Annotated in this window: 24 protein-coding genes; all 24 read left to right on the forward strand. The window is 70.8% G+C overall.

Annotation, left to right across the window (positions count from 1 at the left end; genetic code table 11):
• The first annotated feature begins 118 nt into the window (after positions 1-118).
• The 24 genes from Aple_RS05195 to Aple_RS05310 all read left to right on the forward strand — a co-directional run bounded on the left by Aple_RS05195 (position 119) and on the right by Aple_RS05310 (position 14,807).
• Positions 119-574 (forward strand): hypothetical protein, encoded by a 456-nt coding sequence (locus tag Aple_RS05195; RefSeq protein WP_155343301.1) that lies wholly within the window; start codon positions 119-121, stop codon positions 572-574.
• A 10-nt stretch (positions 575-584) separates the two neighbouring features.
• Positions 585-1,043: a hypothetical protein gene (locus tag Aple_RS05200; RefSeq protein WP_155343302.1), complete on the forward strand. Its 459-nt coding sequence runs from the start codon at positions 585-587 to the stop codon at positions 1,041-1,043.
• Positions 1,044-1,280, forward strand: a complete 237-nt coding sequence (locus tag Aple_RS05205; protein WP_155343303.1) for a hypothetical protein — start codon at positions 1,044-1,046, stop codon at positions 1,278-1,280. It abuts the gene before it with no gap.
• 4 nt (positions 1,281-1,284) lie between these two features.
• Positions 1,285-2,001 (forward strand): hypothetical protein, encoded by a 717-nt coding sequence (locus Aple_RS05210; protein ID WP_155343304.1) that lies wholly within the window; start codon positions 1,285-1,287, stop codon positions 1,999-2,001.
• A gap of 13 nt (positions 2,002-2,014) precedes the next feature.
• Positions 2,015-2,617: a hypothetical protein gene (locus tag Aple_RS05215; RefSeq protein WP_155343305.1), complete on the forward strand. Its 603-nt coding sequence runs from the start codon at positions 2,015-2,017 to the stop codon at positions 2,615-2,617.
• 11 nt (positions 2,618-2,628) lie between these two features.
• Complete coding sequence (locus Aple_RS05220) at positions 2,629-2,925, forward strand: hypothetical protein (RefSeq protein ID WP_155343306.1); 297 nt, start codon at positions 2,629-2,631, stop codon at positions 2,923-2,925.
• A 490-nt stretch (positions 2,926-3,415) separates the two neighbouring features.
• The gene (locus Aple_RS05230) at positions 3,416-3,958 is read left to right on the forward strand and encodes a phage terminase small subunit P27 family (RefSeq protein ID WP_170321290.1); all 543 of its coding nucleotides are present in this window, start codon (positions 3,416-3,418) and stop codon (positions 3,956-3,958) included.
• Positions 3,930-5,720, forward strand: a complete 1,791-nt coding sequence (locus tag Aple_RS05235) for a terminase large subunit (RefSeq protein WP_155343309.1) — start codon at positions 3,930-3,932, stop codon at positions 5,718-5,720. Before Aple_RS05230 ends, Aple_RS05235 begins: the two co-directional genes overlap by 29 nt.
• Position 5,721: 1 nt before the next feature.
• Positions 5,722-6,045, forward strand: coding sequence for a hypothetical protein (locus Aple_RS51840; protein WP_170321291.1), 324 nt, complete (start codon positions 5,722-5,724; stop codon positions 6,043-6,045).
• Between the two features lie 2 nt (positions 6,046-6,047).
• Positions 6,048-8,099 carry a phage portal protein gene (locus tag Aple_RS05240; RefSeq protein WP_170321292.1) on the forward strand — a complete coding sequence of 684 codons (2,052 nt, stop codon included), beginning with the start codon at positions 6,048-6,050 and terminating at the stop codon, positions 8,097-8,099.
• Positions 8,100-8,111: 12 nt separating this feature from the next.
• Positions 8,112-8,303, forward strand: coding sequence for a hypothetical protein (locus tag Aple_RS05245; protein ID WP_155343311.1), 192 nt, complete (start codon positions 8,112-8,114; stop codon positions 8,301-8,303).
• Positions 8,303-8,935, forward strand: coding sequence for an HK97 family phage prohead protease (locus Aple_RS05250; protein ID WP_155343312.1), 633 nt, complete (start codon positions 8,303-8,305; stop codon positions 8,933-8,935). Before Aple_RS05245 ends, Aple_RS05250 begins: the two co-directional genes overlap by 1 nt.
• Before the next feature lie 84 nt (positions 8,936-9,019).
• The gene (locus Aple_RS05255; RefSeq protein ID WP_170321293.1) at positions 9,020-10,258 is read left to right on the forward strand and encodes a phage major capsid protein; all 1,239 of its coding nucleotides are present in this window, start codon (positions 9,020-9,022) and stop codon (positions 10,256-10,258) included.
• Positions 10,258-10,566, forward strand: coding sequence for a hypothetical protein (locus Aple_RS05260; RefSeq protein ID WP_155343314.1), 309 nt, complete (start codon positions 10,258-10,260; stop codon positions 10,564-10,566). Before Aple_RS05255 ends, Aple_RS05260 begins: the two co-directional genes overlap by 1 nt.
• Before the next feature lie 15 nt (positions 10,567-10,581).
• Positions 10,582-10,995 (forward strand): hypothetical protein, encoded by a 414-nt coding sequence (locus tag Aple_RS05265; protein WP_155343315.1) that lies wholly within the window; start codon positions 10,582-10,584, stop codon positions 10,993-10,995.
• A 73-nt stretch (positions 10,996-11,068) separates the two neighbouring features.
• On the forward strand, positions 11,069-11,362 hold the full coding sequence (locus tag Aple_RS05270; protein ID WP_155343316.1) for a hypothetical protein: 294 nt from the start codon (positions 11,069-11,071) through the stop codon (positions 11,360-11,362).
• Complete coding sequence (locus tag Aple_RS05275) at positions 11,362-11,916, forward strand: hypothetical protein (RefSeq protein ID WP_155343317.1); 555 nt, start codon at positions 11,362-11,364, stop codon at positions 11,914-11,916. Before Aple_RS05270 ends, Aple_RS05275 begins: the two co-directional genes overlap by 1 nt.
• A complete protein-coding gene (locus tag Aple_RS05280; protein ID WP_155343318.1) occupies positions 11,913-12,245 on the forward strand; it encodes a phage head completion protein in 333 nt (110 codons plus the stop codon). The genes Aple_RS05275 and Aple_RS05280 overlap by 4 nt, the downstream gene beginning before the upstream one ends.
• Positions 12,245-12,604: an HK97-gp10 family putative phage morphogenesis protein gene (locus Aple_RS05285; protein WP_155343319.1), complete on the forward strand. Its 360-nt coding sequence runs from the start codon at positions 12,245-12,247 to the stop codon at positions 12,602-12,604. Before Aple_RS05280 ends, Aple_RS05285 begins: the two co-directional genes overlap by 1 nt.
• Positions 12,589-13,032, forward strand: coding sequence for a DUF3168 domain-containing protein (locus Aple_RS51845; protein ID WP_170321294.1), 444 nt, complete (start codon positions 12,589-12,591; stop codon positions 13,030-13,032). Before Aple_RS05285 ends, Aple_RS51845 begins: the two co-directional genes overlap by 16 nt.
• Before the next feature lie 9 nt (positions 13,033-13,041).
• Positions 13,042-13,455: a phage tail tube protein gene (locus Aple_RS05295; RefSeq protein WP_155343321.1), complete on the forward strand. Its 414-nt coding sequence runs from the start codon at positions 13,042-13,044 to the stop codon at positions 13,453-13,455.
• A gap of 16 nt (positions 13,456-13,471) precedes the next feature.
• Complete coding sequence (locus Aple_RS05300) at positions 13,472-13,984, forward strand: hypothetical protein (protein ID WP_155343322.1); 513 nt, start codon at positions 13,472-13,474, stop codon at positions 13,982-13,984.
• The gene (locus Aple_RS05305; protein ID WP_246264147.1) at positions 13,981-14,454 is read left to right on the forward strand and encodes a phage tail assembly chaperone; all 474 of its coding nucleotides are present in this window, start codon (positions 13,981-13,983) and stop codon (positions 14,452-14,454) included. The genes Aple_RS05300 and Aple_RS05305 overlap by 4 nt, the downstream gene beginning before the upstream one ends.
• Entirely contained in the window at positions 14,451-14,807 is a 357-nt protein-coding gene (locus Aple_RS05310; RefSeq protein WP_155343323.1) for a phage tail assembly protein T, read from the forward strand. Before Aple_RS05305 ends, Aple_RS05310 begins: the two co-directional genes overlap by 4 nt.
• Positions 14,808-14,817 lie beyond the last annotated feature (10 nt).

Raw genomic sequence — 14,817 nt, forward strand, 5'->3', positions numbered from 1 at the left:
CGCCGGGTTTTCGCGTTTCCAGGCTCGATCGCCGACAGCTCTGGTCCTACCTGTGTGCCGCGTGTGCGGCTTTCTTCCGCATACCTGGAGGTGTGCCATCGCCGACTTCTGGTTCAACGTGAGCAAGGGGAGAGCCGCCGAGTTCTACTGGCGGGTCAAGAACAACGACCCGTCGACGTCCGGTCTGGTCGTGGCAGTCCTGGCCACCGCCGGCCTGGAAAGCGACGCGACCCTGATCGACAAGGACACTTTCGCCGACGTCTTCTCGGGTGCCACCAACGAACCGACCAACTCGGGGTACGAGCGCAAGATCCTCACCGACGTCGACCTGGCGGCTTTCGCCGTTGACGACGTCAACGACAGGGTCGACATCGATCTCCCCGACCAGACCTGGCTAGACGTGCTGGCCGGCGACGACTGGTCCAAGGCCATCCTCGGCTACGACCCCGACACCACGGGCGGCGCCGACAGTGCGATCATCCCGATGGTCGCCTGGGATTTCGTGGTCGAGCCCGACGGCACCGAGATCCAGCTGCGGTTCAACGGGGCCGGCGGCTTCCGGGCCCAGGGCTGAGGAGGCCGCTATGTCCTCCCGCTACACCGTCGAGACCAACGGCGACATCGCCCTGACAGCGGCGACGGCCAAAACGGTCCTGTCCTACATCGCCGGCAGCAACGCCCCTATGCGCGTCATCGAGATGGAGCTCGGCTTCGACGGCGTCAACACCACCGGCGAGCCGGTCACCGTCGAGCTGTGCAAGTCGACCGAGGCCGGCGCCGGTACGGCGACCAGCCACACCATCCTCCAGTCGGGCGGCCCCACCCGTACCGCGCAGGGCACCGCGAAAAGGAACTTCACCGCGGAGCCGACCGTCCTGACGGTGATCAAACGCTGGCTGGTCCACCCGCAGACGGGCAGAACCTGGCAGTTCCCGCTCGGCCGCGAGCCGGAACAGAACACCGGTGCCCAGGCCCTGGTCCTGCGGTGCACCGCCCCGGCGAACGTGAACTGTCAGGGCTACATGGAAGTCGAGGAGGGCTAGATGGTCACCCTGCACTGGCGGTGGGCGGACTCCCCCCACCACACCGAACGCCGCGCCACCTACGCATCACTGGAGGACGCCCGCGCCCAGGCCGACCACGACCTGCAGCTCGCCCAGGCCTCCGGCGACTACACCTCAGCCCCCGTCCGGATCACCGAAGGCGCGGCCCAGGACGGCGCCGGCGAGGGTGCGATCCTGTGGACCGCGCCCGCGCCTGACGAGCCCGGCGCCGAGTAGCCCCGTGATCGAGCTCGACGCGTCCAGCCCGGCGCTGGCCACATCCAGCTCCGACCCGATCACCAGCGACAGCTTCGCCCCGCCGGCGGGGACGCTGCTGGCGGCCTGCCTGAGCATCCGCGACTCCACCGACACCGCCCAGTCCGTCACCGACTCGGCTGGGCTCACCTGGACCCAGCGCGTCACCCGCCTATCGGCCCAGGGTGGCCCAGCCGGACAGGTGGGGATCTGGACGGCGCCCTGCCCCATCGGCGTCCCCGCCGGCATGACCGTCTCGGCCGCCGTTGCCTCCGTCGTGACCCCCATGGGGTTAAAGGTCTACGTGTGGCGCGGAGTCGACCTGGCCAACCCCGTCGGCGCGACCGGCGGCTCGGGAACCAACGTCAGCGAAAACAACAACTTCACCTTCCAGGCCTACCTCAACACCGTGCGCGGGAGCCGCGGTATCGCTGCCTGCCATGACTGGAACAACCTCGGCCTGCCGTCCAGCACCGATGAGGAGAGCGCGGCCGTCATCTCCGGCGCCCAGGCCGTCTGCCACATCATCAAGGCGAACAACACTGACGCCGACCCTGGCGCCCAGGTCACCTTCAACGTCGACGCCGCCGGCAGCGGCGCCCCCTTCACCAAGTTGTGCTGGGCCGAGCTCCTGCCGGCGATCGCGCGGCCGCCCTACGGCCGTACCCATCTGCAGGCCGCCCAGCGCGCCTCGGCCTGGTAGGGAGGCAGATCGGATGCGCCACGGCCGCGGCTTCCCCTCTCGCGTCATCACCGCCCGCCCGCCCCGCCCCGGCCACGCGGTCGAGGTCGGCCAGGCCGTCGAGACCGACCTGGTGCTGCCGGTCACCGCCCGCAAGATCGTCGAGGTCGGCCAGGCGGTAGAGACCGACCTCGCCCTCCCGGTCATCGGCCGCAAGAGCCGCACGGTCGGCCAGGCCGTCGAGACCGACCTCGCCCTCCCGGTCGACGCGCTGCTCGGCTCGGCCCTCGGAATAGCCATCGAGACCGACCTGGCGTTGCCGGTCACCGGCCGCAAGAGCCGCACGGTCGGCCAGGCCGTCGAGACCGACCTCGCCCTCCCGGTCACCGCCCGCAAGATCGTCGAGGTCGGCCAGGCGGTCGAGACCGACCTGGTGCTGCCGGTCACCGCCCGCAAGGTCGTCGAGGTCGGCCAGGCGGTAGAGACCGACACGGCTCTGTTCGTCTACAAGACCCGGGTCGGGCTGGCGCGCGAGACCGACATCGCGCTGCCCGTCACCGCGGTCAAGAGCCGCAGCCGGGCCACCCACGCAGGCCCGCTGTACGTCGACTGGGCCGCCAGCAGCCTCTACATCTGAGGGAGGTCATCGTGACCCTGCGCGTCTCATCCCTGTCCCGCATCGACATCAAGTCCTTCATCAAGGGCGCCGACGGAACCGAGACCGTCGAGTGGGCCTTCCTGACCGACCTCGACGCCGAACCGGCAGAGGAAGACTGGACGGCCGGCGCCTGGGACGCACCGACCGCCAAAGGCGCACCCGCCCGCATCAAGATCGGCCCCGACACCACGGCGGAACTGACCAACGGCACCTACGGCGCCTGGGTGCGCGTCACCTCCACCCAGAGCCAGCCCGTGTTCGGCCCTCTCCTGCTCGACATCCTCTAATGCCGAACCGAGCAGCGCGCCGATGTACGGCCGCGGGCTGCCCGTCCGACGCCGCATTCGGGGGCCGCTGCGCCAAGCACCGCCACCCTGCCCGCAAGCCCAAGGCCTCGGCGCCGCGGCCGAGCTCGCACGCGCAGGGCTACACACGCAAGTGGCGTGAGCTGTCCGAGCGCATCCGGGCGCAGCGACCGTGGTGTGAGGTGCCCTCATGCGGCGCCCCGTCCGAGCACGTCGACCACATCGACGGGGACAAGACCAACTGGGCCGAGTCCAACCTGGCTGCGCTGTGTCACTCCCACCACAGCCAGAAAACGGCCAAACACGACGGTGGATTCGGCAATCCTCGCACCCCCCGGCCTTGATCAGGTCGACCCGGGGAGGGGGGATCGGATCACCAGGGGGCCAACGGCGAACGCGCGGGGGGGAGACCGCGGGGAGCGTGACAGGTTTCGGGACACGTTTTCCCCACTGATGTAAGGGGGTGGTGGCGGTGGGTAGTCGCGGTCCAGCGCCGAAACCGACGAATGTTCGGCTGCTGCACGGGGACCGGAAGGACCGGGTCAACGTCGACGAGCCGGTGCCGGCCGACGTCGAGATCAAGCCGCCGGCCTGGCTGGCCGCCGCGGCCCGCTCGGTGTGGCGGCAGTACGCGCCGGACCTGCAGCGGACCGGCGTGCTCACCGGCTGGGACGTCGAGGCGTTCGCGATCTTGTGCGACGCGGTGGTCCGCCGGCGGGCCGCGGTCAAGGCGCTGCGCGTCGAGGGCGAGATCCTGCGGGTGCCGCTGCTCACCAAGAGCGGCGAGTACGTGCGGCTGCCGCCGAGCGGCGACCCGGACGACGAACTGCAGAACGGGTTCGAGGGCGCGATCATCTGGCGCCGGTTCCGCAACCCGTGGCTGATGGTGCTGTCCGACGCCGACGCGCAGATCATGCGCTGGGGCGGCCGGTTCGGCATGACCCCCTCGGACCGCGCGCAGCTCAGCATCGGAAAGGGCGGAGGCCGTGACCCGGCGGAGGACCTCCTCAGCTGAGCGGCCGCCGCCCAACCACGACAAGCGGTGGCGGCCGGCGCTGCGCAAGGGCCCGGTGTGCGGGTTCACGCTGCGCGGCAAGACGTGCGAGAAGAAGGGCGCGCACTACTGCGAGCCCCGCGCCGACAAGTTCGTCCTGTTCTGCGCCGAGCTGCTCGTGCACACCAAAGGCCCCCACCGGCGTAAGCCGTTCCTGCTGCGCTGGTGGCAGGAGCACGAGATCGCCCGGCCGCTGTTCGGCGAGGTCATCTGGTCGGAGGAGTGGGAGCGGTACGTCCGCCGCTACCGCGTCGCCCACATCGTGGTCGCGCGCAAGAACGGGAAATCCGAGCTGGCCGCGGCCATCCAGCTGTACATGCTCGTCGGCGACGACGAAGAGTTCGCCGAGGTCTACAGCGCGGCCAAGGACAAGGACCAGGCCGCGAAAGTGTTCGAACCCGCTGTTCGAATGGTCCAGCTCTCGCCGCTGCTGCGCGGCCGGCTGCGCCACCTGAAGGACGCCGGCCGCCTGGTCGACGAGAAGTCCCACAGCCACTACGGGACCATCACCGCCGACGCCGAGGGCGAGCTGGGCCACAACCCGCACTCCTTCGGCTTGGACGAGGTCCTCTCGCAGCCGGATGGTTCGCTCTGGACGGCCATGACCACCGCGGCGGGTGCGCGCGAGCAGGAGCTCATGTTCAGCACGACCACCGAGACCAACGACAGCGCCAGTTTCGGCGCCGAGTTGATCGACGAGGCCGAGCGCGTCATGGAGGATCCCAAGCGCGCGCCGCACGTGTTCGCATTTGTTCGAAAGAGCCCGCGCACGCCGGAGGCGCTGGCCCGGGTGCGGCGCATCTTCGCCGGCCACCCGGACCTGCCGGTCAGCACCGACGCCTACGACGAGCGGAACTGGAAGTGGCCCAACCCGGCGCTGGACGACTTCAAGTCGCGCGAGGCCCTGCGCCGCCAGGCCCTGGAGGCGCGCGGGTCGAAGCTGAAGGAAAACGGGTTCCTTCAGTTCCAGATGAACGCCCGCGTTCAGCAGGTGACCCGGTACATCAACCTGGATCTGTGGGACGCCTGCGCCGGCGAGATCGCGCCGGGCCCGGACTGGGTGCTGCCGCTCATCGAGGGGCGCAAGTGCTGGGGCGGCCTGGACCTGTCCAGCAAACTGGACATGACCTCGCTGTGCTACGTGTTCGACAACGGCTGGGCGTGGTGGCGGTTCTGGGCGCCGGAGTCCATCGCGCCGATCCTGGATGAGCACACCGGCGGCCAGTTCTCCCAGTGGGTCGCCGACGGGTGGGTCGAGCTGACCGACGGCGACACGATCGACTACGAGGCGATCTACGCCGCCGCGGTCCAGGACAACGACCGGTTCCGGATCGCCGACATCACCTACGACAAGTGGTCGGGCGAGCCGGTGCGGCAGGAGATCGAGAAGCGCACCGGGCTGACGTTGCACGAGAGCAACACCACCTACGAGCGCATGACCGACCCGATGAAAGAGCTGGCCCGGATCCTGAAGGCGGCCGACGGCGAGCTGCTGCACGGCGGCAACCCGGTCGCGCGATGGATGGCCGACAACCTGGAGGCCAAAACCCCGGTCGACGATCCGGACCGCTGCCGGCCGGTCAAGCCCAACCGGGACAAGAGCGGCAAGCGCATCGACGGCATGGTCACCCTGCTGTACGGGATCGACGGCCGGCGCCGTAAGCCGAGTGAATCCATCTACGAGACGCGCGGCCTGACCGTGCTCGGAGGCAGGGAGGCGTGACGTGGAGCTAGCAGCAGACCCGGCGATCGAGCCGGAAGAGACGCCGCCGCGGCGGTCGTGGCCGGTGCGCGCGGCCGCCGCGCTGGGCCGGTGGGTGGACGGTCTGGAACTGGACCGATGGGACGACATCTGTCTGCTCGGCGTGGTCATCCTCGGCGCCGGGCTGTGGGTGTGGTTCGGGCTCGGCCCGGCTCTGACCGTCACGGGCGTACTGGTGCTCGCGCTCGGCGCGGCCGGCGCGCGCAGCGTCGGCGCCCAGGTTCTCGACCCGGTCCGCGAGTTGGAACCGCTCGACCCGCCGCGGCGGCCGCTGCGGGGGGCCTGACCGTGGGCCTGGTCCGCGCTGCCCTGGCGCCCGCCGCACGCGCGAGCGTGCTGCCTTCCTCCGACATCGCCACGCCCGAGAAGTGGATCGAGGACTGGTGGGCGGGCGGATCGGCCGCGGCCGGGGTGCACGTCTCGGAGGAGACCGCCCTCCACTACAGCCCGTTCTTCGCCGGCATCCGGGTGATCTCCGAGGACCTGGCCTCGCTGCCGCTCATCACCTACGAGCGGCTGCCGCGCGGCAAGCGGCGGGCGACCGAGCACGCCCTGTACGGGGTGCTGCACGACCAGCCCAACCCGTTCATGTCCAGCGTCGCGCTGCGGGAGACGCTGCAGGGGCACGCGATGACCTGGCGCGGCGGGTACGCCAACATCGTCCGCAACGGCGCCGGCAACGTGGTCGAGCTGTGGCCGCTGAGGCCCGAGCGGACCAAGCCGGAGATCAAGCGCACCAGCTCGGGCAAGTTCACCTTGATGTACCGCTACACCGACGACGTCAACGGCATCTACGCCATGCTGCACCCCGACGAGGTCCTGCACGTGCACGGCCTGGGCAGCAACGGCATCGAGGGCTACTCGCTGGTATCGCTCGCGCGGCAGTCCATCGGGCTGGGCCTGGCCACCGAGCGGTACGGCAGCGCCCTGTTCTCCAACGGCTCCCGCCCCTCCGGCGTGCTCAAGACGCCCAAGGTGCTCGGCCCGCCCGCCTCCAAGCGGCTGCGGGCCGACTGGGAGGAGATGCACCGCGGGCTCGACAACGCCCAGCGGATCGCGATCCTGGAAGAGGGCATGGAGTGGGAGTCGATCGGGATGAACCCCGAGGACGCCCAGTTCCTGGAGACCCGCAAGTTCAGCGTCGCCGACATGGCCCGCTGGCTGCGCCTGCCCCCGCACAAGATCGGCGACCTGGAGCACGCGACCTACACCAACATCGAGCACCAGGCGCTCGACTACGTCACCAGCGCGCTGCGGATCTGGCTGGTCCGCTGGGAGCAGGCGATCTACACCCGGCTGCTGACCGCTGGCGAGCGGCCGCGGTTCTTCGCCGAGCACCTGGTCGACGGGCTGCTGCGGGGCGACACCAAGAGCCGATACGAGGCCTACCGGATCGGCCGCAACTGGGGCTGGCTGAGCGCGGACGACGTGGCCGAGATGGAGAACCGCAACCCGCTGCCGGACGGGCGCGGCGAGGTGTACCTGATCCCGCTCAACATGGTCCCCGCGCCCAGCCCGAAAGAGCTGGAGGATGCCAAGAAGGCGCCGCCCGCCCCGGCGCCGCCACCGCCGGCGCCGCTGCCGGACGACCCGGAGGAGGATCCGCGCGGGCTCGGGCTGCGCGGCCGCGGCCTGCCGGTGCGGGAGAAGATCGCCGACCGGTACGCGGCGCTGATCGAGGCCGCCGACGTCGGCCTGGCCGAGCTGGAACAGGAGCGCGTGACCGCCCTGGTCGAGGAGCACCTGACCGGCGGGGTGATCAGCGAGCAGGCGTTCCTGGACGCGCTGCAGGAGCTCTACCGCGGCACGATCATGCAGCGCACCAGCGAGGTCTGGACGCCGCTGTTCGGGGAGTTCGCCGCAGCGATCGCCGAGGACGCCGCGGCCGATGTCGCCTACGACGCCGCGGTGGACCTGCAGCAGTGGGTGGCCTCCTACGTCGCCAGCCACGTCGGCTACCGGATCGCCTCCGAGCTCGGCCAGCTGACCGCCCAGCTCGGCGCGTCCAGCCCGGCGGCCGCCGTCCTGGCACGGCTGGCCAAGTGGGTCAACGAGCGGCCCGGGCGGATCGCCGCCTGGCAGCGCGTCCAGCTGGCCAACGCCAGCGCGCGGGAAGTCTGGCGGGCGGCCGGCGTGCGGTCGGTCCGCTGGGTGACCATCGGGTCCGAGGACTGCGCCTACTGCGGCGCGCTGGACGGCGCCATCGCCGACATCGAAAGCCCGTTCGTCGCGCAGGGCGCCCAGCTCGACGGCGCCGAGGGCCAGCAGCTGGCCGTCGACCGCAACATCCACCACCCGCCGCTGCATCCCGGCTGTGACTGCCAGCTGGTGCCCGCCTGACAGGGAGTGATCATGAATACTGCGAGTCCGCCCCCGGGTATCGAGGCGGGCCACTGCGCGCGGTGCCGCTGCGCCGCCGAACGCGGGGCCTCCGGCGCCTGGTGGCACCTTCGCCCGCCGTCGGCCGCGTGCGCCTCACCCCTCGCCGTCCAGCCGTTGGCGATCTTCGTGCCCGGCCCGGCCGACCCCTTCGGGAGGAACTGATGAGCGTGCGGCACCTGCGCGGGTACGGCTACGCCGACATCGCCCGCGCCGCCGAGGGCGGGCCCATCCCGTTCACCGCGGCCACCGCTGGCATCAAGGCCGACGGCCTGGACCTGCAGATGTCCGGCCTGGACCTGGCCCGCTACCGCAACAACCCGGTGATCATGTACGACCACGAGTACTGGGGGCGGGACGCGCTGCCGATCGGCCGCGCGGCCGAGGTCACGGTCGAGGGCGACAAGCTGCGGGCCCTGCTCGACTTCGACCTGGAGGACGACTTCGCCGCCAAGGTCGACCGGAAGATCCGCAAGGGCTACCTCAACGCGGTGTCGGTCGGGTTCGGCGTCCACGACATCGACGAGCACGGCGTGCCCGACATGTGGGAGCTGTATGAGATCTCCGTCGTGCCCTTGCCGCTGGACCCGGACGCGATCGCCGATCCGGACCGGGCCGGCGCGCTCGCGCTGGCCCGCGCCCTGACCGGCGGCCGCCGCGGTGCGCTCGACCCGGACGCGGTCCGCGCGGCGATCACCGCCCTGCAGGGCATGCTCCCCGACCAGCCGCCGGCCAAGGATCCGGCGGACGACGCCGCCCGAGCGCGGCGGCTGCGCCTCCTCGAGGCGACTGTTTAACGACTGTTTAACCCATCCGATCTCCGCCACAGGGCCGGTCCGGTCCTGCGCTGGCGGCTGTCCGCATCACGAATGGAGGCAGGCGTGGACATCAACGCCTTGCGGCAGAAGCGCGCCCAGCTGGCCAAGGACGCGCGCAGCATCATGGACGGCGCCCAGGCGCTGGGCCGCGCGATGAGCGGGGAGGAGGAGACCCGCTTCGACAAGCTCATGGACGAGGCCGACGGGCTGGACCGCACGATCGAACGGGAGGAGAAGCTCCGCGAGCGGGAGAAGCGCGACGCGGCGATCAACCCGCCCAAAGACGATCCGAACGGGCCCGGCACGGGCAGCGAGGAAGAGCGCAAGGCGCGCGCGTGGAGCGCCTTCCTGCGCGACGGCCGCGCCGCCATGAACGAGGAGCAGATCCGGGCGCTGAACATGGGCAGCGACCCGGAGGGCGGCTACCTGGTCGCCCCGCAGCAGTGGGTGCAGATGCTGCTGAAGAACCTGGACGACGCGGTGCCCATGCGCGAGCTGGCCACCGTCATGACCCTGACCGAGGGCGAGAGCCTCGGCGTGCCCACCCTGGACACCGACCTGAACGACGCGGACTGGACCGCGGAGGTGGCCACCGGCAGCCAGGACGACGCGCTGCGGTTCGGCGGCCGCGAGCTGCGCCCGCACCCCCTGGCCAAGCGCGTCAAGATCTCCCGCACCCTGCTGCGCCGCGCCTCGATGGACCCCGAGGCGATCGTGCGGGCCCGCCTGGAGTACAAGTTCGGGGTCACCCAGGAGAAGGCGTTCATGACCGGCAACGGCAACCAGAAGCCGCTGGGCCTGTTCACCGCCTCCAACCAGGGCATCTCCACCAACCGCGACGTCGCCGTGGGCAGCATCGCCAGCGATGAGTGGGACATCAGCGGTGAGGGGCTGATCGACGCCAAGTACACCCTCAAGGCGGCCTACCACGCCAAGGCGCGGTGGCTGTTTCACCGCAACTCCATCGCCCGGATCCGCAAGATCCGCACCGACTCCGGCGCGGCCGCCGGCACCGGCCAGTTCATCTGGCAGCCGGGCCTGGCCCAGGACCGGCCCGACACCATCCTGGACGTCCCCTACACCCTGTCGGAGTGGGTTCCCTCCACCTACACCGACGGCAGCTACGTCGGCATGATCGCCGACTTCTCCTTCTACTGGATCGTGGACGCCCTCGACATGGAACTGCAGCGCCTGGTCGAGCTGTACGCCGAGACCAACCAGGTGGGGTTCATCGGCCGCCTGGAAACCGACGCGATGCCGATCCTGGAGGAGCCGTTCGTCCGCCTGAAGGTCGTGGCCTGATGCTGCCCTTCACATCCCTGTCCGAAGCCACCGCGGCAGCGACCGGTGAGGCGAAGGACCTGGAGGCGATCAAGGGGCGCCACACCATGATCGTCACCGTGACCGGCGCTCCCACCAGCGCCACGGTCCTGCTGGAGGGCTCGCACGACGGGGTGAGGTGGGCGGTCCTGGATGAGCTCTCCGAGCAAGGTCAAGGCGGCCTTGTCACCCCGGCCACCGCCCACCTCGTCCGCTACGTCCGCGCCCGCCTGCAAACCCTGTCAGGCGGGTCGGATCCCACGGTTACCGCGACGATCGCCAGCGACTGAACCTGAAGGAGAAACATGTCCAGGCTGGACCTGAAGAACAACATCGGCGCCGTCATCTCGCTGCCGGCCGCCAACCGCTCCGACCCCGCGGTGCCGGTCAACGGCACCGGCGTCGACCTGACCGGCTACGACGGCGCACTGGTCATCATCCACGCCGGCACCATCGGCGGCACGGTGAACCCCTCCCAGACCTTCGAGGTCCAGGAGTCCGACGACAACGCCTCCTTCACCCCGGTGGCCGACGGCGACCTGGACGGAACCGAGCCGACGGTCGCGGCGGCCAACGACGAGCAGCTGCACATCATCGGCTACAAGGGCATCAAGCGCTACATCCGCGTCTCGGTGACCGCCAAGGCCGGAACCACGCCGGCGCTGGTATCGGACGCCATCGTGCTGCGCAACCGCGGCCGCAAGCTGCCCCTGTCCTAGATCACCCCCGTTCCCCTGTGGCCGGGTGTGTCCCCGTGCCCGGCCACAGGCACCACCCGAAGGAGAAGAGATCATGTGGGTCGAGATGCTGCGGTTGCACGCCGACGCGGAGCGAAGCGTCGGCCCGGGCCAGCGTGCCCAGTTTCCCAACGAGACCGCCGAAAAGCTGATCGCCGACGGCGCCGCCGTACAGTGCGAAGGCCCGGACGGCGAGATCCGAACCCGGCCCGTCGAACAGCCCGCCCGCGGCGGCCGCGGTAAGGCACCGGCCAAGAAGCCCGCCGCCAAGCAGCCGCCCGAGACCGGCGGCGGCCAGGGCCAGGGCGACGGCCAGGGCGACGGCACCCAGCAGCCGCCGGCCGAGTAATGGCCTACGCCACGGCTGAGGAGTTCGCCGTCCTGCTCGGCCGGGGCGAGGACGGCCTGACCGAGAACGAGCGCGCCCGGGCCGAGCTGAACCTGGAGCTGGCCACCGGCGAGATCGACAACGCCACCGGCCAGTCCCTGCAGCTGGCCAGCCAGACCGAAACCCTGGACGGGCCCGGCGGCCGCCACCTGATCCTGCCGCGCTGGCCGGTCACCGCGATCGACTCGGTCACCGTGCTGGACGAGGACGACGAGCCGACCGAGCTGGTCTACGGCACCGACTACCGGTGGAGCACGAACGGCATCCTGACCCGCCGCCGCTGCTACTGGCCCTGCCGGCAGCGATCGGTGATCGTGGCCTGGACCGCCGGGCACGCCCCGATCCCGGCCGTCGCCCGGTCGATCTGCCTGCGGCTGGCGCGCTCCGGCTGGGAGAACCCGGCCGGTAAGACCAGCGAAAGGCTCGCCGACTGGCAGGCGGCCTGGGCGGTGGCCGGCATCGCGCTGACCACCGAGGAGATCAACCGGCTCGGCCCCTACTCGGCGCGCACATGAGCATCGATCACCTGCTCAACACCACGGCGGCGGTCACCCGCAAGGACGACACCGACGACGGCGGCGGCGGCCGCGCCTCGGCCTGGGTGGCGGTCGGCATCCTGCCGTGCCGCCGCTCCCAGCCGACCGCGATCGAGCGTGAGGTGGCCGCGGCCGGCGGCGGCGACCTGAGCTGGCCGGTGTACTTCTCGGCCGGCGCCGACATCAAGCGCGGCGACCGGCTGCAGGTCGACGGCCTGGCCCTGGAGGTCCTGGCGGTCTACCCGCCCTCCCAGCACATCTACCTGCGCGCCGACTGCCGGCACCGGCAGGGAGAGGAGCCGCTGTAGTGGACATCGACATCGACGCGCGAGCCGTCCGCCGGCAGATCCACCGCATGTTCAACGACATCGACGGCGCCGGCGGGGACGTCGCCGCGGAGTGGGCCGAGCACGTGCAGGACCACGCCGTCGCCGACGTCGCGGTGGACACCGGGTTCCTGGGCGCGCACATCGACAAGCGGGTCAGCAAGAAGAGGATGACGGCTCAGGTCGGCGTGTTCGAGCCCGACGGCTACTACTCGATCTTCGTGGAGAAGGGCACCGAATCCATGGACGCCCAGCCGTTCCTGGAGCCCGCGGCCGAGGACGCCAACGCCCACCTGGAGGAGATCACCCGCCGGGCCATCGATCGGTGGCTGCCCGAGTGAGCGCACTCTGGCCGGTCCAACAGGCCATCCACGCCAAGGTCCACCCGGCCGCGCAGGCGGCCACCAGCGGCCCGCTGGCCGAGGTGAGCGGCCTGTGGGACGAGCCGCCCGAGGGCAGCACGGTGCCCTACCTGACGTTCGGCGAGATCACCGAGACGCCCATGGACGACCACACCTCGCGCGGCTACGAGGTGATCGTGATCATCAACGCGTGGTCGGACTACACGGGCAACCGGCAGGCCTCGCTGATCATCGCCGAGGTGGTCGCGCTGCTGCACCGCCAGCCCCTGGACATCGACGGCTGGGACCTGATCTCCATCGCCCACAAGGCCGACGGCGTCCGCAAGACCAGCGGCAACCAGAGCCCGAACCGCCGCCAGGCCCAGGCCCGATTCCGGGTCTGGGTCACCCAACCCCGACAGAACTAGGAGGCGCCGATGTCCGGCGTAGACGGGTACGGCTGCCAGCTGCAGCGATCCGACATGGGATCCCCGGCCACCTTCACCACCATCGCCGCGGTGACCAACATCGGCGGCCCCGAGATCGAGCGGGAGACCTACGAGAGCACGGCGCACGACACGCCCGACGCCTACCGCGAGTACATCGCGGGCCTGAAAGACGGTGGCGAGGTTTCGATCGAGCTCCGCTACAACCCGAACGAGCACGACTCGCTCCTGGAGGACCTGGACGACACCGAGGCCCGGGACTACCAGCTGGTCTGGCCACAGATCACCGGCGCGATGTGGTCGTTCAAGGCCTGGCTCACCGGCTTCTCGCCGGAAGGCCCGCACGACGATCTCCTGAGCGCGGAGGTCACGTTCAAGGTGACCGGCAAGCCGGTCATCAGCTGACCCGAGAGGAACCCCCGTGGCACTGGACACCAAGCTCACCCTGTCGCTGCTCGCGCTGCTGACCGGCGTCGCCGACCTGGAGAGCCCCAAGTCCCGCATCGACCGGCGGCACGTGGTCGAGCTGGAGTCCGGCACCGGCGCCGGCCGCGCCGACCGAGTCTTCAGCGACCACCGATCGATCGCGGCCAGCTCGTCGGAATCCCTGGACCTGGCCGGGACGCTGGAGACCGCGCTGGGCAGCACGGCCGCGATGGCCCGCGTAAAAATCATGATCATCATGGCGGCCGCCGCCAACGTCAACAACGTGCTGGTGGGCGGCGCCGAGTCGGCCGGCTGGCTCGGCCCGTTCGCCGACGTCAGCGACAAGCTCGTGGTGCGGCCCGGCGCCGGCATCGCGCTGTGGGCCGGGCCCGCCGACGCCACGGCGTACCCGGTCACCGCGACCACGGCCGACCTGCTGCAGGTCGCCAACAGCGGGTCGGGCAGCGCGGTCGAGTACGACATCTACCTGATCGGAGCAAGCGCGTGACCCACCCCACCCACAACCAGCCGTACGGCAACCAGCCCTACGGGAGCGCCGGCACCGAGGAAGCGGCACCGCCCGCGGCCGCGCCGGCGGAAGCGGCACCGCCCGCGGCGGCCGCGCGGCCGGCGCTGCTCACCGCCGGCCAGATCATGGCCACCGACGACCGCGCCTACGAGGACGTGCCGGTCCCCGAATGGGGCGGCACGGTGCGAGTGCGCTCGCTGACCGGCACCGAGCGCGACCGGTTCGAACAGTCGCTGGTCGGCAAGAACAACCAGCTGCGCAACGAGAACTTCCGCGCCAAGCTGGCCCAGCTCACTCTGGTCGACGAGCTCGGCCAGCTGCTGTTCAGCAAGGACCAGATCAGCGCGCTGGGCCGCAAGAGCTCGGCCGCGCTGGCCCGGGTGGTCGAGGTGGCCAGCAAGCTGTCCGGCCTGTCCGAGGATGACCTGGAGGAACTTGAGGGGGAATGAGGGCGCGCCCGGAGCGCGCCTTCTATTTCCGCCTGGCCTCCCACCTGCACATGACGGTCGGCCGGCTGCTGAACGAGATCGGCTCGCGCGAGCTCACCGAGTGGCAGGTCTATGAGCGGATGGCCGGCCCGCTCGGCCCGGTCCGCGACGACTACCTGGCCGCGCAGGTCGCCGCCACGGTGATCAACGTCAACCGCGGCAAGGGCAAGCGAGCCCGCGGGATCGAGGCCGTACGGCTGCGCTGGGACAGCCGCGAACCGGTCGACCCCGCCGAGCTCTACAGCCGGGTCCAGAAGATCAACGCCCGCCTGGGCGGGAACGACATCCGGCTCCAGCCCACCCCGCAGGACTAACCACAACGCA

Origin of the sequence: Acrocarpospora pleiomorpha (assembly GCF_009687885.1) — a bacterium.
GTDB lineage: Bacteria > Actinomycetota > Actinomycetes > Streptosporangiales > Streptosporangiaceae > Acrocarpospora > Acrocarpospora pleiomorpha.